Origin of the sequence: Amycolatopsis pithecellobii (genome assembly GCF_009707865.1) — a bacterium.
Taxonomy (GTDB): Bacteria; Actinomycetota; Actinomycetes; order Mycobacteriales; family Pseudonocardiaceae; genus Amycolatopsis_E; species Amycolatopsis_E pithecellobii.
In genome coordinates this window covers 40150-62272 of record NZ_WMBA01000008.1, presented here as the reverse complement: position 1 = coordinate 62272, position 22123 = coordinate 40150, and the positions used below count along the sequence as shown (strand labels likewise).

Annotated in this window: 33 protein-coding genes; 12 read left to right on the top strand and 21 right to left on the bottom strand. The window is 65.6% G+C overall.

Annotation, left to right across the window (positions count from 1 at the left end; genetic code table 11):
• Nucleotides 1–23 precede the first annotated feature (23 nt).
• From GKO32_RS07820 to GKO32_RS07765, 12 genes are all read right to left on the bottom strand, one after another.
• Nucleotides 24–200 carry a helix-turn-helix transcriptional regulator gene (locus tag GKO32_RS07820; RefSeq protein WP_154756124.1) on the bottom strand — a complete coding sequence of 59 codons (177 nt, stop codon included), beginning with the start codon at nt 198–200 and terminating at the stop codon, nt 24–26.
• A complete protein-coding gene (locus tag GKO32_RS07815; RefSeq protein ID WP_154756123.1) occupies nt 197–1537 on the bottom strand; it encodes a replication initiator in 1341 nt (446 codons plus the stop codon). The genes GKO32_RS07820 and GKO32_RS07815 overlap by 4 nt, the downstream gene beginning before the upstream one ends.
• Before the next feature lie 93 nt (nt 1538–1630).
• Nucleotides 1631–2293, bottom strand: coding sequence for a DUF2637 domain-containing protein (locus GKO32_RS07810; protein ID WP_166459434.1), 663 nt, complete (start codon nt 2291–2293; stop codon nt 1631–1633).
• A gap of 27 nt (nt 2294–2320) precedes the next feature.
• The gene (locus tag GKO32_RS07805) at nt 2321–2758 is read right to left on the bottom strand and encodes a hypothetical protein (protein WP_154756122.1); all 438 of its coding nucleotides are present in this window, start codon (nt 2756–2758) and stop codon (nt 2321–2323) included.
• Complete coding sequence (locus tag GKO32_RS07800; RefSeq protein ID WP_154756121.1) at nt 2722–2964, bottom strand: hypothetical protein; 243 nt, start codon at nt 2962–2964, stop codon at nt 2722–2724. The genes GKO32_RS07805 and GKO32_RS07800 overlap by 37 nt, the downstream gene beginning before the upstream one ends.
• A complete protein-coding gene (locus tag GKO32_RS07795; protein ID WP_154756120.1) occupies nt 2964–4328 on the bottom strand; it encodes an FtsK/SpoIIIE domain-containing protein in 1365 nt (454 codons plus the stop codon). Before GKO32_RS07795 ends, GKO32_RS07800 begins: the two co-directional genes overlap by 1 nt.
• An 88-nt stretch (nt 4329–4416) precedes the next feature.
• Nucleotides 4417–4602, bottom strand: a complete 186-nt coding sequence (locus GKO32_RS07790; protein WP_154756119.1) for a hypothetical protein — start codon at nt 4600–4602, stop codon at nt 4417–4419.
• A gap of 1 nt (nt 4603) precedes the next feature.
• Nucleotides 4604–4867: a hypothetical protein gene (locus tag GKO32_RS07785; RefSeq protein ID WP_154756118.1), complete on the bottom strand. Its 264-nt coding sequence runs from the start codon at nt 4865–4867 to the stop codon at nt 4604–4606.
• Nucleotides 4868–5035: a hypothetical protein gene (locus GKO32_RS07780; protein ID WP_154756117.1), complete on the bottom strand. Its 168-nt coding sequence runs from the start codon at nt 5033–5035 to the stop codon at nt 4868–4870.
• Nucleotides 5036–5200, bottom strand: a complete 165-nt coding sequence (locus GKO32_RS07775; RefSeq protein WP_154756116.1) for a hypothetical protein — start codon at nt 5198–5200, stop codon at nt 5036–5038.
• Nucleotides 5197–5442, bottom strand: coding sequence for a hypothetical protein (locus tag GKO32_RS07770; protein WP_154756115.1), 246 nt, complete (start codon nt 5440–5442; stop codon nt 5197–5199). The genes GKO32_RS07775 and GKO32_RS07770 overlap by 4 nt, the downstream gene beginning before the upstream one ends.
• 440 nt (nt 5443–5882) lie before the next feature.
• Nucleotides 5883–6266: a hypothetical protein gene (locus tag GKO32_RS07765; RefSeq protein ID WP_154756114.1), complete on the bottom strand. Its 384-nt coding sequence runs from the start codon at nt 6264–6266 to the stop codon at nt 5883–5885.
• 139 nt (nt 6267–6405) lie between these two features.
• Here GKO32_RS07765 and GKO32_RS07760 point away from each other — a divergent pair, with 139 nt between their 5' ends.
• Nucleotides 6406–7251, top strand: coding sequence for a GntR family transcriptional regulator (locus tag GKO32_RS07760; protein WP_154756113.1), 846 nt, complete (start codon nt 6406–6408; stop codon nt 7249–7251).
• A complete protein-coding gene (locus tag GKO32_RS07755; RefSeq protein ID WP_312867631.1) occupies nt 7248–7907 on the top strand; it encodes an HAD family hydrolase in 660 nt (219 codons plus the stop codon). The genes GKO32_RS07760 and GKO32_RS07755 overlap by 4 nt, the downstream gene beginning before the upstream one ends.
• A gap of 25 nt (nt 7908–7932) precedes the next feature.
• Here the strand turns inward: GKO32_RS07755 and GKO32_RS07750 are convergent, their stop codons facing one another.
• The gene (locus GKO32_RS07750; protein WP_154756111.1) at nt 7933–8124 is read right to left on the bottom strand and encodes a MerR family transcriptional regulator; all 192 of its coding nucleotides are present in this window, start codon (nt 8122–8124) and stop codon (nt 7933–7935) included.
• 91 nt (nt 8125–8215) lie between these two features.
• Here GKO32_RS07750 and GKO32_RS07745 point away from each other — a divergent pair, with 91 nt between their 5' ends.
• From GKO32_RS07745 to GKO32_RS07740, 3 genes are all read left to right on the top strand, one after another.
• Nucleotides 8216–8515, top strand: a complete 300-nt coding sequence (locus GKO32_RS07745) for a hypothetical protein (RefSeq protein ID WP_154756110.1) — start codon at nt 8216–8218, stop codon at nt 8513–8515.
• The gene (locus GKO32_RS38340; RefSeq protein WP_208024314.1) at nt 8512–8670 is read left to right on the top strand and encodes a hypothetical protein; all 159 of its coding nucleotides are present in this window, start codon (nt 8512–8514) and stop codon (nt 8668–8670) included. The genes GKO32_RS07745 and GKO32_RS38340 overlap by 4 nt, the downstream gene beginning before the upstream one ends.
• 137 nt (nt 8671–8807) lie before the next feature.
• On the top strand, nt 8808–8984 hold the full coding sequence (locus tag GKO32_RS07740; RefSeq protein WP_154756109.1) for a hypothetical protein: 177 nt from the start codon (nt 8808–8810) through the stop codon (nt 8982–8984).
• Nucleotides 8985–9089: 105 nt separating this feature from the next.
• On the opposite strand, the gene GKO32_RS38835 is transcribed toward GKO32_RS07740, so the two are convergent.
• The 7 genes from GKO32_RS38835 to GKO32_RS07710 all read right to left on the bottom strand — a co-directional run bounded on the left by GKO32_RS38835 (nt 9090) and on the right by GKO32_RS07710 (nt 14170).
• Nucleotides 9090–9494: a type II toxin-antitoxin system VapC family toxin gene (locus GKO32_RS38835; protein WP_246243299.1), complete on the bottom strand. Its 405-nt coding sequence runs from the start codon at nt 9492–9494 to the stop codon at nt 9090–9092.
• Nucleotides 9494–9694, bottom strand: a complete 201-nt coding sequence (locus GKO32_RS07730; RefSeq protein WP_154756108.1) for a hypothetical protein — start codon at nt 9692–9694, stop codon at nt 9494–9496. Before GKO32_RS07730 ends, GKO32_RS38835 begins: the two co-directional genes overlap by 1 nt.
• A 509-nt stretch (nt 9695–10203) precedes the next feature.
• Entirely contained in the window at nt 10204–10869 is a 666-nt protein-coding gene (locus tag GKO32_RS07725) for a hypothetical protein (RefSeq protein WP_154756107.1), read from the bottom strand.
• Nucleotides 10870–10984: 115 nt separating this feature from the next.
• A complete protein-coding gene (locus GKO32_RS37930) occupies nt 10985–11152 on the bottom strand; it encodes a hypothetical protein (protein ID WP_166459431.1) in 168 nt (55 codons plus the stop codon).
• A gap of 492 nt (nt 11153–11644) precedes the next feature.
• Complete coding sequence (locus tag GKO32_RS07720; RefSeq protein ID WP_154756106.1) at nt 11645–12583, bottom strand: hypothetical protein; 939 nt, start codon at nt 12581–12583, stop codon at nt 11645–11647.
• Between the two features lie 557 nt (nt 12584–13140).
• Nucleotides 13141–13452: a hypothetical protein gene (locus tag GKO32_RS07715; protein WP_246243298.1), complete on the bottom strand. Its 312-nt coding sequence runs from the start codon at nt 13450–13452 to the stop codon at nt 13141–13143.
• Between the two features lie 97 nt (nt 13453–13549).
• Nucleotides 13550–14170: a TetR/AcrR family transcriptional regulator gene (locus GKO32_RS07710; RefSeq protein ID WP_154756105.1), complete on the bottom strand. Its 621-nt coding sequence runs from the start codon at nt 14168–14170 to the stop codon at nt 13550–13552.
• 112 nt (nt 14171–14282) lie between these two features.
• Between GKO32_RS07710 and GKO32_RS07705 the strand changes: the two genes are divergently transcribed.
• The 5 genes from GKO32_RS07705 to GKO32_RS07685 are packed head-to-tail and all read left to right on the top strand — an operon-like array spanning nt 14283 to nt 19920.
• A complete protein-coding gene (locus GKO32_RS07705; protein ID WP_154756104.1) occupies nt 14283–15317 on the top strand; it encodes a fumarylacetoacetate hydrolase family protein in 1035 nt (344 codons plus the stop codon).
• Nucleotides 15307–16758, top strand: a complete 1452-nt coding sequence (locus GKO32_RS07700; protein ID WP_154756103.1) for a class I adenylate-forming enzyme family protein — start codon at nt 15307–15309, stop codon at nt 16756–16758. Before GKO32_RS07705 ends, GKO32_RS07700 begins: the two co-directional genes overlap by 11 nt.
• 17 nt (nt 16759–16775) lie before the next feature.
• On the top strand, nt 16776–18023 hold the full coding sequence (locus tag GKO32_RS38825; RefSeq protein WP_154756102.1) for an MFS transporter: 1248 nt from the start codon (nt 16776–16778) through the stop codon (nt 18021–18023).
• Entirely contained in the window at nt 18020–18982 is a 963-nt protein-coding gene (locus GKO32_RS07690) for an MBL fold metallo-hydrolase (protein WP_312867630.1), read from the top strand. The genes GKO32_RS38825 and GKO32_RS07690 overlap by 4 nt, the downstream gene beginning before the upstream one ends.
• Nucleotides 18979–19920, top strand: coding sequence for an MBL fold metallo-hydrolase (locus GKO32_RS07685; protein WP_154756101.1), 942 nt, complete (start codon nt 18979–18981; stop codon nt 19918–19920). The genes GKO32_RS07690 and GKO32_RS07685 overlap by 4 nt, the downstream gene beginning before the upstream one ends.
• Nucleotides 19921–19987: 67 nt before the next feature.
• Here the strand turns inward: GKO32_RS07685 and GKO32_RS07680 are convergent, their stop codons facing one another.
• A complete protein-coding gene (locus tag GKO32_RS07680; protein WP_154756100.1) occupies nt 19988–20239 on the bottom strand; it encodes a hypothetical protein in 252 nt (83 codons plus the stop codon).
• Between the two features lie 257 nt (nt 20240–20496).
• Here GKO32_RS07680 and GKO32_RS07675 point away from each other — a divergent pair, with 257 nt between their 5' ends.
• A complete protein-coding gene (locus GKO32_RS07675; protein WP_208024313.1) occupies nt 20497–21285 on the top strand; it encodes an IclR family transcriptional regulator in 789 nt (262 codons plus the stop codon).
• A gap of 139 nt (nt 21286–21424) precedes the next feature.
• Nucleotides 21425–22114, top strand: a complete 690-nt coding sequence (locus GKO32_RS07670; protein WP_208024312.1) for a DAPG hydrolase family protein — start codon at nt 21425–21427, stop codon at nt 22112–22114.
• The last annotated feature ends 9 nt before the right edge of the window (nt 22115–22123 follow it).

Sequence of the window (22123 nt, the reverse complement as noted above, 5' to 3'; positions counted from 1 at the left end):
GTCGTACACCCATGCGCGCGCCATCAGGCTGCCTCCTGCCCGTCAAGCCAGGTGTCGACGTCTTCGGGGCGGTAACGGACGTACTTGCCGACGCGGACCGCGGCCGGGCCGTAGCCTTTGGTGCGCCACTGGTACAGCGTGCCTTTCGGAACGCCGAGGAAGTCTGACAAGTCCTCAATGGACAGTAGCTTCTTGGTCATTGCTGGTTCTCCTTGTCGTACTTGGCTTTACGGTCGTCCCGGATGCGTTGGGCGATGCCCGCGGCGAGTTCGCGTTCGGCATCGTCGCGGTAGCCGGCGCCCTGGAAGCGCCAGTCGTTGACGACGAGGACCGAGTCGGGTTCGAGCCCGAGACGGTCGAGGGTTTCGGCGAGCCGGTAGGCACGCCGGTCGCCACGGATGGTTGTGAAGGTGGTGGAGTAGCGGCGGGATTTGGTGAGGAAGTGGCCCCGGAAGCCGAGCATGTGTGCCCAGCGCCGCAGGTTCAGCTCTTCGTATGGTTCGAGCCCGCCGAGGTCCCAGCAGGTTTGGATGATCCGCCGGTGGTGCTCGGACACCTTCAAATGGGCAATGTCCAATTCGGACCGGATCGGGGTGTCGGCGGCCTCGGTCTTGCCGGTGCCTTTCGTGGCGTACTTGGCGATGTACGCGGCCAGGCGAGGTTCGCTGATCTGCCCGTCCGCGTCCTCGAAGTCCTCGACGGTGCACGGCTGGATTCGCCGGACATCCACTTGCGCGCCCCATCGGAGGGTCAGAATTTCCCCATCCGGCCGGAAGGTCTCGACTTCCACGGCGGCGGCAGCGGCGTAGAGGGCCTGTTCCAGCAGTTCGCTGGTGGCCCAGGGTGGGGCGGGGGCGGTGGCGCCTTCCGGGCCGTCGAGGCGGACAACGGCGTGGAAGTGGATCAGCCCTCGTCGTTGGTATTCGGCCACTTTGCCGTAGGACACGCGGGCGACGTCGGCGAAGACGCGGTTGGGGATGCCCGCTTGTTTGGCGAGTTCGCGGCGCAGCCGCATCACGAAGCGTTGCCACAGCACCCCAGCGTGGGCCTGCCACAGCACGGATCCGGTGTAGTCGTAGCTGTCGGGGTCGATCGGGGTCCCGATACGCGGATCGGCTTCTCGGTGGTGTTCCCCGCATCCACAGGGCACGATGCGGCCCCGCGCAGTCAGGCGCCGGGTGTGCACCGGCCCGAACGAGGGGGCGGTCAGGGTCAGAAAAGCTCGTGGCCGGGCAGTGACGGTCTCCGGGACCCCTTTGGTGCCGCCGATCAGCCCGGCGCGGATGAGGTGGAACGCGTCCGCCGCGTACCTGTCGGAGCAAGTGGGGCAGACGGTGGCGCGGCGGTTGCCGCAGGGCACGAAGATCTCTCCGCCAATGTGGTGCAGGACGCGACCAGTGGCAGCGTCTTGGAGTTGGTGGGCTCCGGCGAGTCGGATGGGTTTCGCGCACCCGTTGACTCCGAGGACTTTGGAGCGCCAGGTGGTGTAGTCGGCGGAGCGGAGGTGATCGGTAATGCGGTCTTCGAGCGTCAGCAACGGACACGGTTCCTTTCCGGGAGACGGCATGAGAAAGGGGCGGGAGCGCGGTGGGTGCCGTGCTCCCGCACCCCGGGGCGGTGAACGGGTGGGTCAGGCGGTGACGGTGTGACCGTTGGCCGTGGTCAGGTCCGCGACGATGCGGGCGGCGAGGTCGCCGGGGACTTTGACGACGGCTTGGATGTCGGCCGGGGTGATCTCCCGGCCTTCCTGCCGGGCCTTGGCGGTTGCGGTGTGGATGCGCTCGGCCATGGAGGCGGGCAGTTTGAGCCGGGGAAGGACTTGTGTGGTCTCTGCCGCCGCGTCGGGTGGCGCCGGTTCCGGTCGCGGTTCTGGCGTGGCGGCAGTGGGTGTTTCGGTCGATTTCTGCTCGTGTTCGCTAGGGGTTCGCCGGAGCAGAAGCTTGACGACAACGAGGAATCCGAGTGCCGGCATCGCGGCCAGCAGCCACCCGGATGGGGTCGGCTCGGCGAGCGCGACCTGAGCAGTCATCTGGATACCGAACCCGGCCACCAACACCAGCATGGGGAAGGTGAGTGTGCGGCCGGTGCGGCGGCGGTGGTCGCGTTGGACCTCGAACCCAGCCACGATGGCGATGCCTTCGATGACCACCGCGTCGGCCCAGGCGATCCACCCGGTTTGTCCATGATGGACAGCCCAGTCGTGGGTGTGGGTGAACCCCGCGGCCCCGCCGATCCCACCGAGAACCACCGTGACGAGCATGCGGATCACGTCGGCCATCCCGGAGCTGTCCATCTTGGACACCGTGATCGTCTCCTTTCGTCAGTAGTCGGCGAGTGCGGACCAGCGGGTCAGTAATGCGCGGCCTTCTTTCGTCAGCCGGAGCGGCGAGACGGGGCGGCGAATTGCTCCGTGGTGGGCGGTGATGGTGTCGCGGGCAGGGCAGCGTTCGACGTAGCGTTGCCGGATCAAACCCGCCACGATCTCCTCGTCGTGCGCATGCCGGACGCGCTCGGGGTCGGTGAACCACACGATTCGGTCGGTGTCGTCCAAGGCCCCGTAACGGCCTTCCTGCACTTCGGTAAGCACCTCCTGAGCGGCTGCTGGAGTGGCCGCGTGCCGGGGCTTGCGCCGTCTGCGGGGAGTCGTGCGCGTCGCTTCCGTTGTCGGGGGCGGCTGAGAGTCGATGAGGCTGAACTGGTCGGGGTCGGTGTGGTGGACCATCACGGCCTGTCCCGGTGCCGTCGTGGGGTAGGCCATTCGGAGATCTCATGGCGGTATCCCGCACCGTGGGCGCGCCATTCCCGAAACAGGCCTGTCGTGATGAGCAGCCACAGCCCGGCCGTGCCGACCATCGCCAGCACCCGGACCCAGAACCCGGGGATCACTGCGTGTTCAATCACCACGGCCAGCACCGCGAGCCCGGTGATTTTGGTCCAGGACCACAGGAATCGAAGGGTCAGCATCACGCCGCCACCCGTAGATCCGCGCTGCGCCATCCCGCGCGAACGAACTCGACCAGCTCGTCCAGTTCCCCGTCGTTGACGTAGGCGGCCCGCACCCGCATCGGGACCCGGGAGCGTTGCCGGATCACGTACCCGATCCCGGCCGTGGCCGGGTCGTTCGGGATTTCATCGGCCAGGGCACCACGCAGGCGGGCGTTCTCGCCGAGCACCATGTCTACGTGTGCGGCGGAGGTGACACGCAGGCAGACGCGGGTGGTGAATAGGTCCCGTACCGGCACCGTGTCTTTGGTGGGTTCCTGCACCAGCCCGGTCATGGCGTGCCCGGTAGCGCGGCCTTGGGAACCGACGAGCCCGAGTTGCTTACGCAGGCCCCGGGCCACGTTGGGGTCGCCGTAGGTGAGGAGGGCACCCATTTCGTCGAGGACCAGCAGGTTCAACGGCGTCAGTGGGGACGGGGTGATCTTGCGCCTGCCCTGTTGCTGGAGTTGTCGTTGCGTGGCCTGCATGTCTTCCACGTATTCGTCTACCAGTTCGGCGGCGGCGGTTTCGGTGTCGGCGTAGCGGTGCGCGATCCCGGCGAGTTTCGCGAACTCCATCTGCTTGGGGTCACACAGCCACAACCGCACCGACCCGTCCCGAATCAACGGCGCCACACCCCGCAACAGCGACGCCACGATGGAGTTCTTCCCCGCACCCGTGGCCCCGGCCGCGAAAATGTGCTGGCCCAACAGGGGGATTCGCCAATCGGTGCCGTACTCGGTCTCCCCGACATACAGATCCGTGGGGTCCACCGCGTCGGAGTCATACACCATCTCCGGCGCGTCGATCACCTCAGTGAACGGCTCCCTGCGTTCCACGATCAGGGCGATGTGGCGGGGTTTGACCCGCTCGATCGCGATCCGCTCGACCTTCAACGCCTCAGTCAGCTCCGGCAGTTTCGCCTCGAACTGGCGCAGATGCTGGCCCGGGTGCAGTTGCACGGTCAGGGTGTCCACACTCGGGGAGTAGGAGTGGACCCGCACCAGGCGGGGCACCCGCATTTCGCCGGTTTTGCGGTGCGTGGTGTACAGATCGCATGCGATCAGGGCGTTACGCCACCGGGGGCCGATGTAGCGCAGCCAGCGCCGCTGCCACGAGCGGATGCGGGGGGCGGCGAACCGGTCGAAGGTGTCCGGGTGCGCCCGGTACCACGCCCCCAGCCCGGCCGCAGCACCACCGAGAATGCCACCGGTGGCGGTCCACCCGAGTTCCACCCCTGAGGCCACCAACGCGGCGGGAGCGGCCACACTGCCCGGGTGCCGCACAACCCATCCGGCGGCCGTCATCTCGGCGCCACGCTTGCGTTTCGAGGATTCCGTACCCATTACTTGAGTCCTTTCTGGACATGAAAAGAGGGGACCGACCTCACCGCGTGCGGTGAAGCCGATCCCTTCGACGAAGAACTGGTTTTGCTTACTCGGTGATCGCGGCGCGGGAGTCCGAGAGCGTCACCGTGAGGCGGGCCACGGACTTGGCCATCCGGTCGTGGCGATCTTTGAACCCTTCGCGCCGGGCGGGGATACCGCGCATGGCGTTTTTCAGTTGCCGCATCGCGTCATCCACCGCGTCCAACGCTCGATCAACCTGGTGTTGCGCCATCTCAGATTCTCCATTCCCGCGAGACGAGTTCGGTCTCCCACTTCTTGGCTGATGCGCGTAGACGTTCCAGCTCGTCGGTGGCCTGCATCCGGTAGCCGGTCAGCTCGTCCTGGGTGGCGACTGTCCATCCGGGACTGTCGTGGTTGTCGTCCACTTTTTCGATCAGCGGGTTGAGGGCGTCGAGAGCTTCCAGTACGAGGTCCATCGAGGTGACGAACGCGCTGTAGCGCTCCCGTGCTCGCCGGTTGACTGCGTTGATCTGCATCTATTCGGACCTTCCTGCCGCGTACTCGGCCACCGAGGTCAGATCGGCGACGAGGAACCGCACCGCGTTACTCACGCTCACCCGGGTTTCCCGATCCGGGTTCGTCGCAGCGAACCGCTGATAAGCGGCGTTCGCGGCGGTGATGATGTTCTGAATTTCGGTGACCATTCATGCTCCCTTCCGGATCAGCCTCTGCGCCGCCTCCAGGCCGTCACAGAACCCGATCCGCCATTCATCCGTGCCGTGCGTATTCGTGAGGATTTCGTGTCGTTCGCGTTCCAGGTGTTCGATCAGCCGCCGCAGATGACGAGCGGTGGCGCGATGCCTGGTCACAGCCAATCCCGGCGACGATCGATCCCGATTTCCCGTTCCCATTGCGCAGCGAGCAACCACAATCGGTCCCACGGCGGCGGATCGGTGACGTACAGCTCGGTCAACAACATCGCGGTGACCACGCAGTTGCGGTCGAACACCCGATCTGGCAGCCACGACACCTCCCAGCCTTCGTTCGTCCGATGTGCACAGTGTTCGGTCACATCGCTCGTGATCTCGTTGTTGGTGACGTGCAATGCCACCAGCTCACACCCCCCACTGGCAGCCGCACACCGTGCAGGTCGCGATCCGGGCGGCAGACAGGAACCAGTCACCATGTCCGTTCGGGCAGGTCATCACACACCCCGCTTCGGGCCGTGCGGGTCGAACGTGGACAACCCATCCGGGCGCCGCTCGTCGTGGTCGATATCGATCCACAATTCCCTGTTCCGCATTCCCATACCTCAATTCGTAGTTGTGGTAGAACCCCAAAACCCCCGGTGAAATAGCCCGGGGATTAAGGCGCGCCACCACAAACAGGCGCGTTTTTCGGCATGGATCGGCTCACTCTGTAATTGACAATCAACGAAAAGCGCGCTGGCCCGACTCGAACGGGCAGCCACCCCGATGTGGGCAGCGCTCCAGGGTGGTGATCTGCGGGCCGGGGCAGCCCGCGACCGGTCACCCGCCGGTCAGCAACCTGCTACGCGGCCGAGGACAGACCGCGCGGCGCGGCAGGCTTGAGCCCATCGGCCTTGAACCACAACCCCGACGCGGTGATCCGCCCGTTGTCGTCCCGCATCTCGTAGGTGTTGAGCACCGGATTGATCAGCTCCACGTACGAGCCCTCGTCGAACCCCTCACCAGGATCAGCCGGAAGGTTCACCCGGATCTCCTCACCCTTGCCCGGACGCCGACCCGGCTGTGCCACCGGCTTGGCGAACAACACCACCACGAACTGCACCTCCCCAGCGCGGTTCGTCACCGTCTCCAGCTCACCGGTCTGCGCGTTCTCCCGCGTCTTCATCGTCGGGGCCTCCGTCACCATCAGCCGGTAGTTCCCCAAGTTGATCGAGATGTCCTGCATGCCGGTCGTCCTTCCGCGTCGCTCTACGTCCTAGCTAGCTTGCCTAGCCATATTTCAGGTTAGCCAGCATGGCTAGACAAGTCAAGGGTTGTCTAACCCGCCTAGCGAAGCTGAACAAGATGCCTCTACTCTTGGGTGCATGGATGCCTTGGACCCCGACGACCCTCGCCCGCCGTACCAGCAGGTCGCGAACGCCTTACGCGCGGCGATCCTCACTCGTCGACTGGCGCCGGGGGACAAGCTGCCGTCCGGTCCGCAGCTCGCGGAGCGGTACGGCGTGGCGCGGATGACGGTGCAGCAGGCCATCCGGCTTCTCCGGGACGAGGGTCTGGTGGTCTCCCGTCAGGGGAGCGGGGTCTTCGTCCGCGAGCGCACCGAGCGTCCTGTCGGGCTGCGGCCGCATCTCGAGCGCGCGTTCGAGGAATCGGCAGTGTCGGTCGATTTCGCCGGGTTCTCCGGGGAAACGTTGCACGGGGTCATCTCGGAGCCGCTGGACAAGATCCGGGCAGGACGGCTTCGGCCGGAATCGGTCTCGGTGCGGCTGATAGTGCCGGATCCCACGATCCCGTGGTCTCTGCCGTCCACAGTGGAAGGTCTTCAGGACAGTCCGGCGTTCCGGAAGCGCGCTACCAAGATTATGGAGCGACACACGCTCGCCATCGTGGACGCGGTAAACGAGCTGCGCGAGCTGGGGCTCGTCGAGCGTGCTTCGGCCGAGGTCCGAGTGTCTCCTGCCGTGCCGCTGTTCAAGCTGTACCTCATTAACAATGCCGAAGTGTTCTTCGGCTACTACCCGGTCCAGGAGCACACGGTCACGCTCGACGGCGAGCCCACACCGATTTGGGACCTGATGGGCAAGGACGCGATCTTGTTCCACCATGCCGCGGACAGCGACACCGAGACCATGGCCTCGCAGTACGTCGCCCAGTCGCGCATGTGGTTTGACAGCATCTGGAACACCGTGGCGCGCGAGATCAAGCCGTGAGCCCGGCCGCGGAACTGCTTGCTCAACGCCGAACCGTTCTGCTCGACTTCGACGGCCCCGTCTGCGCCGTGTTTGGCGTGATCACCGACGAGGCCGTGGCCGACAAGCTCCGTACTCTCTTGCCCGGCGATATACCCGCCGACGTGGCAACCGCGCGCGATCCGTTCCGCGTCCTGCGCTACGCGGCGACCCTTGGTGTCGACATCGCGGCCGAGGTAGAAGCCGAGTTCCACCATGAGGAATACCGGGCCGTCAGCGACGCACCACCGACCACAGGCGCGTTCGAGGTCCTACGCGCACTCGACGCCATCGGCCACTGGGTCGTCATCGTCAGCAACAACTCGAAAGGAGCCGTCCGCCGGTTCCTGCACCTGCATGGCCTCGCCTCGACGGTGGCCGCGATCAGCGCCCGCAGCGACGCCGATCCGGACCACCTCAAACCGGCACCGTATCTGCTCTTGCAGGCCATGCGTCAGCTCTCGGTCACGGCCGACGAGTGCGTCATGGTTGGTGACTCCGTCAGCGACATCGAGGCTGCGCACGCGGCAGCCACGCCGGCCATCGCCTACGCCAACAAACCCGGCAAGCGCGAACGCTTCCAGTCGCACTCTCCGGAAGCCATCATCGACACCATGACCGAACTCTTGCCCCAATAGAGGACCGTGCCGCAGGAGAGCGCGCCTATTCGCGTTCCGTGCGCCGGTTGGCCCGAAGCTGGTCCTTGAGCTTCGCGAGATTCCACCGGGCGTGATTGCCGGGTGTGACGTACTCCGGCTCCACGTCGCCGTGCTGCCACCAGCGCAAGAGCGTCGTTCGATCCACTCCCAGTTCCCGGGCGGCTTCACCGGTGCTGAGCAGCCTGTCACGTGCCACCGATGCAGCGTTCCTGCTCATGCACGGCCAGATCTACTGGCTTGCAGCGATAAGCTCGATATGCATCGTTTGCAGCGTTACACTCGGCCCTATGGAGACCATCGAGATCAGCGAGAGCGCACAGCTCTACGCACGCATGTCGCAGCGCGCCTCGACGCTGTGCGAGCAACTCGACGACGCAATTAATGCACTGCTCGGCGTGCACCAAACCGTGAGGGAGGTTGCCCGCGCCGACCTGGACGTGATGGGAGAGCTCTCAGCCACCGACAGCGCCGACCTCGTCCAGTACGTAGAGAGCGCCCTGTTTTCCAGCCGAGGTGCCGAACGGATCGCCCTCAGCCATCAGTATGAGCTTCGACGCTGGGCAACAAGGAAAAGCGCGACCCCATGACTCCGCCACCGCTCGAGCCCGATCCGATCGGATCCGTGTACGAACAGCTCGCTGATCACCTTGCCCAGCGCATCACGAGCGTCACGGTCCGGTCGAAAGGGACCTACGTTGCCGCGACCGAGAACCACGGTGTCGGAGATCGGAAGTCCACCTGATGCCTTCCCATGGCGAGCTTCCGTTCTGGCTGCCCCAGGCATGTCCACCGTGGTGCGGCCAGTCGCACACCGACGCGGACCCTCCCCAGCGCAGACAACACGCCAGCGCACCACTCGCGGAGATCCTGCTAACCACCATGAGCCTCAACGCCGCGCCGGGCCGCTACTACACCCGCGTGACCCTCATACAGGGCTACCGCGAAACCAGCCCACTACTGCGTATCTCAACGACCAAACCCCTGATCTGCACCCTTGACGAAGCCCAGCAACTCGGCACCGCTCTTATGGACGCGGTCAGGCTGGGCCGCAGATGAGGCGAACCAGTTCCAGCCCAGCGGACTCCCGTCCAGCCTGGAAAGTTTCAAGTAGCCTGCTTTCCACAGGTCGTCAGCATGGAGCTAGTTGCACCTAGCGTTCACCTACGGAACAAGCAACTCCAAGCCCTCGTACTCGGCGAAGTCCTCGTAGTCCTTGACGTTCAGCGTCGCGAGCGGCACCTCGAAGGCGAGGCAGCACGCGGCAATCCAGGTGTCGTTCTGCGGACGTGGACGGCCACGCCGCTGGGCGTAGGCCGACATTTCACCCCACAGCCGCGCGACCTTGAGGGTGCCCGGAAAAACGGGAAGCGGTTGGATCCATTTCTCCAGGCGCTCGCGGCGGGGGAGAGCCCAGGAGCGGAGATGCATCCACTTGTTCAGCTCACCCAGCGTCACAAACGTGATAGCCGGACGATAGCCCACGAGCCGCGCGGCAAGCCACGCCGGGAGATCCCGTTTGAACATGCCCGATGCCACATCAGTATCAAGAACAACTTCCGAAGCCACTACGCCAGATTGGCCTTCCGCTCAGCGGCCACCCAAGCCTGGAACTCATGCAGCTCATCGTCCGACTCGAAGATGCCCTCGCACGCCAAGTCATCCACTGAGCGAATCGGCTGTACACCCTTCTCGGCGAACAGGGCGTCCCGCAGGGCAGGACCATCCAACCCGTCGTGCGACGACTGCTCCGCATTGCTCGTGGTCATGGCCCACCTCCCTTTCACTCAGACTGCCTTGATCGTACCGCGACCACGGCGAACGAGGTCAAACCCAGTGTGTTCAAACTTTCTCTACTTGTTCAAGGCGGCCCCTGCGGGGCCGCTGACCCGGCCCTTTCTCTGTCGAACCGCCAGACGCGGGCATGCGGCCTGGCGGCCGGTCCCGCGTGGCGGTTCGACACAGGCCGGGCGACCCCGCAGCCGCCGCAACGAAAGAAAGAACAATGATGCCCTCGCCGGGCGGGCAGGCTCCGGGATGGCCAGGGGAGTGCAGGCACGGTTGCGTTGGCAGGGTGGGCGCTTGGTGGTCATCCCGTCGCCTGATCTGATGGCTATCACGCCGTGCCGGGACCGCAAGCCTGGCGAATTCGGCCGGCGGATGAGTCCGAAGGTTGCGGCCCCGGCACGGCGTGATCGAGACGCCATCAGGCGACGGGATGACCACCAAGCGGCAAGTGTGAGCTGGTCTCGATCTCAGCGCCAGACGGCAGACAGCTTCAGGTCATGTAACGCGCGGGCGTACGCGGATATGTGTCGCGCGACTTGCTCTTGGGTGTCAGCAGGCCATACTTTGCCCACTTTGAACCCGCCAGATGAAAAACATTGATGAACCCGCGTCCTTGTAGGTCCTTTTGAACGTTGCGATCCGATTCACGCGGATGCATCGGCCTTGTGTCACCCCCGAAAATGCTCTGTATCAACTCGCCTTTCTGGTAAGTAGTCTTAATTCGATTCTCTCCAGAAACGATCTCATATTGAATCATATCGTCGGCCCACGAGTCGAAATCGGTCGACTCGCGCGGATAGTACTCGGCAACGCGCACCGTCCCCCTGCCGTACATGCGGGCACAGTACCGACGCGCCTTGATCCGATCGATTTTGGACAGATAGCGTGAAACCTCAAGGATCCTTGAGCACTCCAAGAAGCCCCGCACATATACATCTACAATATCGTCGTAGTTGGCGAATTGACGCTTGTGGAGATACGTGTCGACTTCGAAAATAGTTTGTGCGGTGACTTCCCGCAATTCATTACGGGCCTTTACTTGAGCTTCTCCCAGCGACTGTCTGCGAACTACCGCCGATGCGACTGAGTACGAAACCCCTGCCGTAATAAGCGGCGTAGCGAGTATTTGAACAACGGTTTGACTCCAGTCGGCCATACCTTATCGGCCCTTTCATCAAACGATTTCGGACTTTATCGCCAATGAGGGGGGAAAAGGAGGGCGGTGGCGCGTCCCACGCTGACACGTCACCGCCCGAGTGCAATCCGGCGTGCTACGCCAGCCGGATGAGCTGCCACGTGACCGCCTGGTCGCCATAAGGCGGCATGACGTTCCCCTTTGCGATCGGCGCGGTGGTACTGGGCGTGCCCAGCACCTTCCAGACACCGCTGACGGGGCAGCGCTCTCCCGTCCGGGCTGTAGTTCCGACCTGCGTCGTCATTTCAGGTTCTCCCCTGTTCGCGAGTGCTGTGAACCGGTTTCACAGCCCCTCCACTTTCGACAATTACACAGGTGGAAGTTCAACTACAGAGCGTTGCGACAACCGGCAAAACCCGGACGATTAACGGCGAATGAACTCCACAGAGTGACCAGCCAAGGCGTACTTGATCTACCCTTGGTCGAACAGGTGAGCGGACGAACGGTCAGGAGGGCCGCGGCGCCGTATGCCACATTCATGCCACATGACACCAGCAGGGCATGACAAGTGACGACGATCGACGAGCATCCCAGCCGCAGGTCAGCGGCCATGTAATCCCTCCGCCGCTGGTCACCGCAGGCCCGAATAAGGTCAAGGGGTCGCAGGTTCAAATCCTGTCGTCCCGACGGTCGTGAAGATGCCTCTGGCTTGCGTTGGCGCAGGTCAGGGGCATTTTCGTTTTCTGCTCGGTGTCGCGATGTCTGGGTGCTTGGGGACCATTTGGGGACCGAGCGGCTAGGTGACTGGCACTGTTGGTCGACCTTGGCTGACTGCCCCGGCGCGATGTTGTGGTGCCGCTCCCGTGTTCAAACTTTCTCCACTTGTTGAGGGCGGCCCCTGCGGTGCCGCTGATCTGGCCCTCATCGTGTCGAACCGCCAGACGCGGGCGTGCGGCTGGCGCCGGTCCGCGTGGCGGTTCGACACAAGCCGGGCGACCCCGCAGCCGCCGCAAGGGAGAAGAACAAAGGATGCCCTCGCCGGGCAGGCAGGCTCCAGGATGACCAGGGGAGCGCAGGAACGGTCACCTTGGCAGGGCGGGCGGTGGCTTCGGCGTGTCGTCGCGCTATCCCTGGTCGCCGAGGCGCTTAGAATACCGACCAACGACCCAGGATTTTCTATTATTGTCTGTTCTTTATCACTGTTCATGTATCCCGTATCGCCAGGCGAAAAGACCGACCGAACCAGCTCTGATACGACAATATTTCGAGCGTCATCCGTAACTCCAACCACGTACAAGCTGGCAGTTTCGAGCGCATTGTAGCGGGTTCTGTTGACGACTTCCAGATGCTTGTTAATTCGATAGTTCTTAGTGCAGAACGTCACTGCTGCCGTAACAACCAAGAGTGCAAGAACGCGAGCGAGAGCGTCCCGTATAAAGCTGGCGAGGTTCGAGGAGGTCGAACTTGGCGTTATACTGGGCGGTGATACGTAGAAGGCAATGACGATCGCGGCGACGAGCGCAATGGCGAGGCAGCCCGCGGCAATCAGGTACCTAAAAGCTGTCGTCTTGTGGCTATTGGCGGCCGCCAGAAGTTTCGATTCTCGCCTATTAGTGTCAATATCCCAGTAGTCGGTCGACAAGTATGGCCTGATGTTCTCGGCCAAGATTTGCTGGAAAGTCAGAACGTTTTGAATCAGGCTCTGCCGGGCTTGCTGCGGGTTGTTCTCCGCCATGGGCTTGAAGTTTTGATCTGCTGCAGAATCCCCGGCAGCTGATTTGTCACCTGCTGGTCGACGTTGCTAATTCGACCAGGCGGCAACATCGCTATCTGATCGGCGTTCATTCCGCTCAAATCGCTTCGAATACTGTGAAGGGCCGGAACGATCTCCGCTGAGCTGCGCGATCTCCTTGTCACTCAACAGCGCCAGTAGGCTGTCGTACCGCCCCACCCTTGACCTCCGTGTCTCACACCAATCGACTCTCCTGTCCAGAACGGTCACCTGACCGTTAGCCGGCTGCTGGTTACAAGCTGGACACAGTTCCACCGCGCCGCGGGACTGCGCTTTAGTTGCCGCGCCTGACCCCGTTTCAAATGGGGTTACGGAAACCGCTCCATGCGGGTCACCCAGCTGGCCGGTTATGCACATTTCTTTTGTGCCGGCGCTGGAGTACTGGGTTGCCGTCGTTTCCGATACGTCGTGCGGCGTTGGTCGGACTGGGCGGCCGTGGCGACCGGTTCCGGTGGTTGTTACCCGCGTCGTGACGGGCCGGTCTGCCACAGGCGAAGTGTTTAGCGGCCGACGCAGCGTTGGACGGGGGCGAGTCCGGCGTTGATCGCGGCGTCCAGGGTGAGTGACGGGAAGTCGATGAGTTCGCCGTCGACGCGGAACGGTCGGGTGGTGATGGCGACGACTCCGCCGGGGCGCGGCAGCGGGACCGCGCGGCGCAGGATGTCGGTGAACCCGCGCAGCAACATGGGCGGGCTGCGGTGCGCGAGGTTTGCGCGATTGCGGCTGTACCGGTTGTCGTGCTTGCGCACCGGACGGTGCCCGGGGGCGTGCACTTGGCCGTGGACGCTGGCTCCGTAGGGCGGGGATGTCACCAGCAACCCGGATCATGGCGTCGCATGAGGTGCATAGCCGCGTCGAACCGTTTCGTCACAGGGCTCGAGGTTGGTTGCCACCGCACCAGCCTGATCGTCAGCCGACGAGTACGCCGTGGAGGATCATGTCCAGGCTGGCTCGCAGGTTCCGTTCCAGGTCGAATGGCGCCGGTTCATCGGCGATCCATGCCGACAGCGTCGCGAAGTAGGAGCTCGCCAGTAGCGAACCGGCCTGTGCGGCGTCGATCTCGGGGCGGATCTCTCCCGTGTCCTTGGCTCTGGCCACGAAATCGCTGAACTGCTGAGCCAGCGCGGGGTTGCCGAACACGTTGGTGGAGTGGATGGCGGCGCCCATGCAGGCGACGGTCTCGTCGCGGGTGTCCTCGCTGATCCGGGCCAGTTCGGCGAGATAGCGGCTCATCACGTGTTGCAGGGACTGGTCTTCCAGGTGTTCCGCGCGAACGGCGTCCATCGCGCGCTCGCGGCGCCGGCGGCTCCACTCGTCCAGGAACACGGTTTTGCGCTGGAAGTGGTTGAACACGGTCGCGCGTGCGGTGTCCGCGCGGGCGGCGATGTCCTCCATGGTCGTGTTGTCGAAGCCGCGTTCGACGAACAACTCCACGGCCGCCCGGTACAGGCGGTCGCGGCGTTCCTGCCGATGGCGCGTGCGTCGGTCCGTGGACGACGCCGCGGTCGTTTGCGCTGCTTCTCGGGTCATGACCTGCAGTCAACCAGCCTCTTCGCTGCCCGTTGACTTCGACTTCGGGCAGAGCTAGCGTGCACTAGTTGGATCCTAGTCCAAATTTAGACCTCGATCCAAAGGAGGGTAGATGCGCCTAGTCACGTATGTTTCGTCCGCGTCCCCGTCACCGCGGCTCGGCATTCTGCACGGCGACACCGTGGTGGACCCGGCTCGCGTGCTGCGAGCCGATCGCGCGTGGCGCCGCGGCGACTCGGCCGCGGACCACGCGCCTGAAATCCCCGACGAAATGGTCGCCTTCTTCGAGGGCGGGACGCGGGCACACGGTCTTGCCGAGCAAGCGCTTGCCATCGTCGACGCCGCGGCCGGGCGTGGTGACGCCCTCGTGGACGGCGCCTCGCCCGCCGTACTGGCGACGGACGGCGTACGACTCCTCGCGCCGGTGCCGCGACCCCGCCGCGTCCGCGACTACCTCACCTACACCGAGCACGCCGCCGGTTCCGGACTGGCCGTGCCGCCCGCGTTCGCGGCCATGCCGATCTGCTACAAGTGCAACGTCGAGACGATCATCGGCCCCGAAGAACCGCTGCTATGGCCCTCGTACACGGCACAACTCGACTTCGAACTCGAACTGGGGTTCTTCACCTCCGGCGGCGGCCGCGACCTCACTCCGGCCGAGGCCGAGAAGCGCATCGCGGGCGTGACGATCTTCAACGACGTCAGCGCGCGGGACATCCAGATGTTCGAGATGAGCCTGACCATCGGGCCATCCAAGGGCAAGGACTTCTGCACCGCGATGGGCCCGTGCGTGCTGACCATGGACGAGGTCGACGAGTGGGACGTGCAGATGTCCGCGTCGGTCAACGGCGAGGTGTGGGCGTCCGGTACCACCAAGAACCGGCAGTTCTCCTTCGCCGAGGTGCTCGCGTGGGCGTCACTCGACGAGACCGTGTATCCGGGCGAGTTCTTCGGGCTTGGCACCGTGGGGGGTGGCTGCGGGTTGGAACTGGACCGCTGGATCCAGCCCGGCGACGTGGTCGAGCTGGCCGCGTCCGGTGTCGGCGTGCTGCGGAACCCGGTCGGCGAGCGGCGCGAGGCGCCCCAAGGGTCGGGGGTCGCCAGCTACCAGGGCTCACCAGAGGTGCACGTCCACCGTGAGCACTGAGACCACCGCCCGGCTCGTCGCGGCCGCGCCGCCGGACGCCGTGTTCGCGGTGACCGACCGGCACGGCGTCGTCACCTACGGCCGGCAGCACGCCCGGCTACACGCGGCCGCTGCTTCCCTTGCCGCACAAGGTGTCCGGCAGGGCGATCGTGTGCATGTGAGCCTGCCCAACGGTCAGGAGTTCCTCGATGTCTGGTTCGCGACCGCGCACCTCGGCGCGATACTGGTGCCGACGAACCCGAACTCGACGAGCGACGAGTTCGGGCACGTGCTGGCCGACGCGCAGCCACGCGTGTCGATCGCCGACGGCGAGGCGGCCGAAAAGCTGCGCGGCCATCCGGTGCTCACCCCCGGCGAACTGGCGGGGGAGGGGCACGTCCCCGCCGCGCCCGTCACCGGCGGAGACCCCGCGGCCATCCTTTACACGTCAGGGACCACGAGCAGACCCAAAGGCGTCGTGATCACGCACGACAACTACACCGCAGTGGGCCGCGCGGTCGCCGGCCAGCTCGCCGTCACGGCTGCCGACCGGTGGTTCATCGCATTGCCGCTGTTCCACGCCAACGCCCAGTACTACTGCACGATGTCCGCGCTGGTCCGCAGCGCGTCGGTGGCCGTTGCCGACCGGTTTTCCGCGTCACGGTGGGGAATTCAGGCCGCACGGTTCGGTGCGACGCTCGGCAGCCTGTTCGCCGCGCCGATCCGCATGATCCTCACGAACCCGCCCGCGGACGGCGAAGCGCGACTGCGCACCGTGCTGTTCGCGCAGAACCTGTCCGACCGGCAGGCCACCGAGTTCGAGCACCGCTTCGCCACTCGCCTCGTGCAGCTCTACGGCATGACGGAGACAGTACTGCCGCCCACGATGAACCCGGACACCGAACAGCGACGCTGGAACAGCATCGGGCGCACGCTGCCCGGTGTGACGATCACGCTCGCCGACGACGACGGTAACCCCGTCCCCGACGGCGAGGCGGGCGAGATCCAAGTGCACGGCCGCCTCGGCGACACGATCGCGAACGGCTACTGGCACAACCCCGTGGCCACTGCCGACACCTTCGGCGACGGCGTCCTGCGCACCGGCGACCTCGCAAGGCGGGACGCCGACGGCTTCCTGTACTTCGTCGATCGCGCCAAGGACATGATCAAACGCTCCGGCGAGAACGTGTCCGCCGGTGAGATCGAGCGCGTCGCAGGCGAACATCCGGCAATCGCCGAATGCGCCGTGGTCGGCGTGCCCGATCCGGTCTACGACGAGGCCGTGTTGCTCGTCGCGGTCGTCGTACCCGGTGCCACGGCGGACGCGGAGGACATCATCGCCTGGTGCGCCGAGCGGCTCGCCGCGTTCAAAGTGCCCGCACGGGTGCACTTCCTGTCCACACTGCCGCGCACCAGCGTCGGCAAGATCCGCAAAGCGGACCTGCGCTCATTGCTCAACTGAATCTCAGGAGGACAACGATGTCCCACCCTTCGACAGCAAGACCCGCCGCGCCATGGCTGATGCTGACGATCATCAGCCTCGGCTTCGTCGCCTTGACCCTCAACTGGTTCGACGTCGCCGCGGCGTTCTCGCTGATCGGCGCGGAGTTCCACATCGGACTCGGTCCGGTGACACTGCTGATCTCGCTGTTCATCATCGGCTACGGCGTCGCCCACATCCCCGGTGGCCTGCTCGCCACGGCGATCGGAATGAAGCGAACCCTGGTCATCGGCCTTGCCATGCAAGGACTCGCCGGTGTCCTTTCCGGACTGTCCTATTCGTACACCGCGTTGGCCGTCTTCCGTGTCGTCAGTGGCGTCGGCGGGTCGATCTTCATCGCGGTGGCCTTCGCGGCGGTGATCGTCTGGTTCCGGCACGGGCACGTCACCCTCGCGCTCGGCATCTCCGGTGGCGCCGCGTTCAGCGGTGGCGCGGCGTTCGCGCTGTACGTCTGGATCTACCTGCAGGGCGCCATCGGCTGGCACTGGTCGCTGGTCATCGCCGGCGTGTTCGAACTCGTCGTCGCGGTCGTGACGCAGCTGTGTTTCCGTACGCCCGCCGACATGCCGGCGCTGGCCGGCGCCCGGTTCGAGGGCGCGGCACTGCGCGCCGCGCTGGCAGGCAAGGATTTGTGGATCTACGGCATCGCGTTGATGGGCGCCTACGGCGCGTACTTCACGACGTCGCAGGTGTTCACCGAATACGCCACCGAGGAACGTGGTTTCCCGCCTGCGATGGGCGGTCTGCTGTCCGCGCTGATCGCGCTCGCCGGCATCCCCGGCAGCATTCTGGGTGGTCTGGTCGCCGACCGCAGCCGCAACCTGCGGGCGATCATGGTCGGCGCGTTCGTGGTGTGCGCGGCTCTGCTGGCCCTGATCCCGTTCGTGCCGACGTGGGCACTGTGGATTCTGGGCATCGGCATGGGCGGCGCGCTGATCTTCGGCTTCGCCGCGTGGTCGGCCGTGCCTGCCCGCGTGTCGCGGATCCAGCACGAGTACATCGGCACCGCCACCGGTCTCATGCTCACGCTGGCCGCCGTCGGCGGGTTCTTCGTGCCGATCCTGTTCGGACACCTCGTGCCCGCCGCGGGTTTCACCGCCGGCTGGCTCACGCTCGCCCTCGTTTCGCTGGTACTCGGACTGGTCGGCATGTTCGGCCGCAATCCCGCGACGACGGCCGTCTCAGCCGAACCCGCCGCCGCTCGCAAGACTGTGGAGACCTCGTGAGGACACCGCTTCCCCTTACCCCGCAAGACATTCCGTACGTCAAGGGCCGCCACCAGATCACCGAGAACTGCGCGGCATGGCTGGTACCCGACGGCACCTGGGGCTGGAGCAACGCCGGCCTCATCACCGGCGACGGCGAGTCGTTGCTCGTCGACACGTTCTTCGATCTGCGCACCACCAAGGAGATGCTCGACGGGCTCACCGGCTCGACGGCAGGCCGCCCGATCACCAAGGTGGTCAACACGCACGCCAACGGCGATCACTGGTTCGGCAACCAGTTGGTCGCCGACGCGGAGATCATCGCGTCCGAGCCGACGGCCGAGGAGATGCGCACCAACGGGCCTGACATGATCGGCGGCCTGCTGCGGCAGCCGGGCGCCACCGGGAAGTTCGCGCGGCACATCTTCGCCGCGTTCGACTTCGACTCGATCACGGCGACGCCCGCGAACCGGACGTTCGCCGACGAGCTGACGATCGACGTCGGCGGGATCCGGGTCGAGGTCAGCAATCTCGGCCCCGCGCACACCGCGGGCGACAGCGTGGTGCTGGTCCCCGACGAGGGTGTGCTGTACGCGGGTGACCTGCTGTTCATCGGTGGCACGCCGATCACGTGGGCCGGACCGGTGTCCCACTGGATCGAGGCCTGTGACCGGATGCTGGCGATGGACGTCCGGTTCATCGTGCCAGGGCACGGCCCGGTGACTGACAAGGACGGTGTCCGCGCGGTCCGCGACTACCTCGAGTGGGTCCGTGCCGAGGCCGCGCAGCGGCACGAGCGGGGCATGACGCCCGAAGACGCGATGCGGGACATCTCGCTGGGCCGGTTCGCCGAACTGGACGAAAGCGGCCGGATCGCGCAGAACGTGCTTGCCGTGTACTACGAACTCGACCCCATGATGGAGCGAGTGGACACGCGGGAAGTATTTCGTCGCATCGCCGAGCTGGAGGGATTTTCATGAGCTCTTCGCATACCGATCCGCGCGACCTGTCCGCGGCCGTGGCCAAGGAGGTTGCCGACGGCGTCTACGCGTACATCCAGCCGGACGGGACGTGGTGGATCAACAACACGGGTTTCGTGGTGGGCCGCACCAGGGTGGCAGCGATCGACAGTTGCGCCACCGAGGCCCGCACCAGGGCGTTGCGCGAGACGATCGCGGGCGTGAGCCCGAATCCCGTGCGGACGCTGATCAACACGCATCACCACGGCGACCACACGCACGGCAACAGCCTGTTCGACGAGGCCGTGATCGTCGCGCACGAGAACACGCGGGAAGAGATGCTGGGCGAAGGACGGCCGGGCACCAGCCCGCTGATCCGCAGCGGGACGTGGACCGATGTGCACTGGGGCGAGCTGGAACTCGCCCCGCCGTTCTTGACCTTCACCGAAGGGGTCACGCTCCACGTCGACGACGTCCGATGTGAGGTCCGGCACGTGGGACGTCCGGCGCACACCAACAACGACAGCATCGTGTGGCTGCCCGAGCGGTCCACGCTGTTCGCGGGCGACCTGTTGTTCAACGGCGGTACGCCGTTCCTGCTGGCGGGTTCCGTCGTGGGCGCGCGGGAAGTGGTGGCAGGCCTGAAGGACATCCCTGCCACCACGATCGTCCCCGGTCACGGTGAGGTCTGCGGGCCGGAGTTGATCGACGACGTGCTGGCGTACCTGGATTTCGTGCTCGGACTGGCCGAACAGGGCATCGCGGCCGGCGAGACCCCGCTGGACGTGGCACGGCAGGCCGACCTGGGCCGGTTCGCCGCGCTCACCGACACCGAGCGGATCGCGGGCAACCTCCACCGCGCCTACGCCGACCTGACCGGTGGGACGGCAGACCTGGCCGCCGCACTCGGCGACATGGTGACGCTGAACGGAGGTGAACCGCTGAACTGCCTTGCCTGACGAGACATGCAGCGTCGCATCGTCGTGGTCACCGTGCGGGCATCCGGAGCACGGTGACCGACCTCGTCTAGCGGTCGCTACGCCGCTCCAGCCGCTTGTCCGCGGACCACGCCCGGTAGCGACCGACCCTGATGCGCGCGAACAGGCCGTCGCGCAGGTCGTAGTGGACCATGTTGGTGCAGCGGTCGACATCCCCGGCGCGCAGGGGGCCGAAGGTGAACTGCTCGCGGTCGTGGAAGGCGTGGAATTCGGTCAGAGCTCGAGTGCGATGTGGTCCTCGCCGCGCAGGAGGAAATCGACGGCCGGCAGTCCCCTCCATCCACCACCACGAACTGGCCGGTTGCCGACCGCTGCCCTGTCGGAAAGCACGCTGTCCGGCCCCCGCCACAGTGGTATCGACCAGCGTGAGCACCTCACCTTTCCCGTGGCCGGAGGAGGTCGTGTCTCCGTGACACCCGCCGGTGCGGGTGTTGTCCGATGTGGAGCGTGAGACGCTGGCACTATGGGTAATTCGTGCGAAACGTCCTGGGTGCCCCGGGTGAAGTCGCCTGCCGGCCGTCGCTCGAGGAAATTCGTGTGACGGACATCGGCCGGGCTACCGCGGTTCTGGACGCGATCGCCGAGAGCCAGGTGCCGTTGACGTTGACGGAACTGGCCGTGCGAACGGGATTGCCGCGGTCCTCGGTGCATCGCGTGGTCCAGGCGCTGGAACGTGAACAGTACCTGGTGCGGTCGGACGAACACCCCGGCTATGTGCTCGGGCCCGCCGTGCTCAAGTTCGGCATGAACGTGCACCTGCGGCTGCTGGCGGCCAACCGCACCCGTCTCGTGGCGCTCGCGCGGGCCGTCAACGAGAACGTGGAACTGGCGATCTTCAGCGGCCGCGAGGTCGTCGTGGTCGACCAGATCGCGTCACCGGCGCGGCTCAAGGGCGTCACCAAGGTCGGCAAGAGCTTCTCGCTGCACGCCAGCAGCATCGGTCTCGCCCTGCTGGCGCAACTGCCGGACGCCAGGGTGGCGGAACTGCTGTCGGCCCCGCTACGGCGTTTCACCGCGGGCACCGTCACCGACCGGGATACCGTGCTCGTCGAACTGGACGAGGTCCGCCGCTCACAGGTCGCGATCGACATCGAGGAACACGACGTCGGTATCTGCGCCGTCGCCACCGGCATGACCGGACCGACCGGAGTGCCGCAAGCGGTCGCGGTCGTCATCCCGACCACCCGGTTCGCGACCAAGGCCGACACGGCGGTCGAAAGCCTGCGGCAGGTGAATCCCTTGGTGGACATCGATCTCGCTCAGGACCGTTGTGCGCGGAGGCTGGGCCGCTCGAGGTTCCCGGGCCAGTACCCGGCCGGCCGCTGAGCCGCCGTAGGAATCCGAACGCAGAAACCCAGGCACCGTTTGGTGTCCCGGAAACCGGGACGCCACGGTCCCGCGGGACAGCGCCGCAGCCGTATCGTCGCCGGGCACCACGATCACCTCACCACCGAGGAGCCCTGCCGTGGACCTGCCCGAAATCGACCAGCTGCTGACCCCCGGACCGCTGCCGTTGGAGACCGGCTACGAACGGCTGCCGAACGGAGCCCTGCACGCCGCCGTCCGCACGGACATGCACGACTGCACCGGCGAGATGCTCGAATGGTGGTTCCGATGGCGATGCGACACCCAGAAGTACATCTGGTGGCATCCCGTCGACCACCGGTCGAGCACCTGGCAGGGCAAGCTCTCGGCCGACACCCACATCGGGAGCGAACACGTGATCTCGGAGTTCTTCTCCGGGCTGCCCGCGCAGGATCTCGTCATCCAGTTCCGTGATCCGCTGGAGTTCTTCGACCCGGATGCGTACCGCAAGGCCGTCGACTCCGGTGCCGTGACCGGCGCCGTCGTCGGCCGCCTCGGCACCGGCCACAACCCGCCGCGCCTGCCCGATGGCCGGCTCCTCGGCGGGCGCCTGCTGCACATCGCCCGTGACACCGAGTGGGGCCTGGCCCTGCGCAGCCACTTCTACATCGGGTACGACCTGCCCGATCTGGGGCTGCCCCGGGACGAAATCGTGCAGCAGGTCACCGAGGAATTCGGGCAGGCGTTGCTGCAGCACGCCTACGACGAGTTCACGTTCCTCTCCCGGTTCCTGAAATCGCTGTTCATCGCCGAACACCGGGACGAAAACCCGCCGGCGGTGCCGTGGTGACCACTCGGC

Excerpts from the sequence above, each read along its gene's own strand:
- GKO32_RS07760 (WP_154756113.1), top strand. The coding sequence starts at position 6,406 with ATGGATGCCTTGGACCCCGACGACCCTCGCCCGCCGTACCAGCAGGTC.
- GKO32_RS07720 (WP_154756106.1), bottom strand. The coding sequence starts at position 12,583 with ATGGCGGAGAACAACCCGCAGCAAGCCCGGCAGAGCCTGATTCAAAAC.
- GKO32_RS07745 (WP_154756110.1), top strand. The coding sequence starts at position 8,216 with ATGGAGACCATCGAGATCAGCGAGAGCGCACAGCTCTACGCACGCATG.
- GKO32_RS38340 (WP_208024314.1), top strand. The coding sequence starts at position 8,512 with ATGACTCCGCCACCGCTCGAGCCCGATCCGATCGGATCCGTGTACGAA.
- GKO32_RS07730 (WP_154756108.1), bottom strand. The coding sequence starts at position 9,694 with ATGACCACGAGCAATGCGGAGCAGTCGTCGCACGACGGGTTGGATGGT.
- GKO32_RS38825 (WP_154756102.1), top strand. The coding sequence starts at position 16,776 with ATGTCCCACCCTTCGACAGCAAGACCCGCCGCGCCATGGCTGATGCTG.
- GKO32_RS07705 (WP_154756104.1), top strand. The coding sequence starts at position 14,283 with ATGCGCCTAGTCACGTATGTTTCGTCCGCGTCCCCGTCACCGCGGCTC.
- GKO32_RS07680 (WP_154756100.1), bottom strand. The coding sequence starts at position 20,239 with ATGGAGGGGACTGCCGGCCGTCGATTTCCTCCTGCGCGGCGAGGACCA.
- GKO32_RS07800 (WP_154756121.1), bottom strand. The coding sequence starts at position 2,964 with ATGCTGACCCTTCGATTCCTGTGGTCCTGGACCAAAATCACCGGGCTC.
- GKO32_RS07780 (WP_154756117.1), bottom strand. The coding sequence starts at position 5,035 with ATGGTCACCGAAATTCAGAACATCATCACCGCCGCGAACGCCGCTTAT.
- GKO32_RS07685 (WP_154756101.1), top strand. The coding sequence starts at position 18,979 with ATGAGCTCTTCGCATACCGATCCGCGCGACCTGTCCGCGGCCGTGGCC.
- GKO32_RS37930 (WP_166459431.1), bottom strand. The coding sequence starts at position 11,152 with ATGACGACGCAGGTCGGAACTACAGCCCGGACGGGAGAGCGCTGCCCC.
- GKO32_RS07785 (WP_154756118.1), bottom strand. The coding sequence starts at position 4,867 with ATGCAGATCAACGCAGTCAACCGGCGAGCACGGGAGCGCTACAGCGCG.
- GKO32_RS07805 (WP_154756122.1), bottom strand. The coding sequence starts at position 2,758 with ATGGCCTACCCCACGACGGCACCGGGACAGGCCGTGATGGTCCACCAC.
- GKO32_RS07810 (WP_166459434.1), bottom strand. The coding sequence starts at position 2,293 with ATGGACAGCTCCGGGATGGCCGACGTGATCCGCATGCTCGTCACGGTG.
- GKO32_RS07740 (WP_154756109.1), top strand. The coding sequence starts at position 8,808 with ATGAGCCTCAACGCCGCGCCGGGCCGCTACTACACCCGCGTGACCCTC.
- GKO32_RS07820 (WP_154756124.1), bottom strand. The coding sequence starts at position 200 with ATGACCAAGAAGCTACTGTCCATTGAGGACTTGTCAGACTTCCTCGGC.
- GKO32_RS07790 (WP_154756119.1), bottom strand. The coding sequence starts at position 4,602 with ATGGCGCAACACCAGGTTGATCGAGCGTTGGACGCGGTGGATGACGCG.
- GKO32_RS07725 (WP_154756107.1), bottom strand. The coding sequence starts at position 10,869 with ATGGCCGACTGGAGTCAAACCGTTGTTCAAATACTCGCTACGCCGCTT.
- GKO32_RS07765 (WP_154756114.1), bottom strand. The coding sequence starts at position 6,266 with ATGCAGGACATCTCGATCAACTTGGGGAACTACCGGCTGATGGTGACG.
- GKO32_RS07710 (WP_154756105.1), bottom strand. The coding sequence starts at position 14,170 with ATGACCCGAGAAGCAGCGCAAACGACCGCGGCGTCGTCCACGGACCGA.
- GKO32_RS07795 (WP_154756120.1), bottom strand. The coding sequence starts at position 4,328 with ATGGGTACGGAATCCTCGAAACGCAAGCGTGGCGCCGAGATGACGGCC.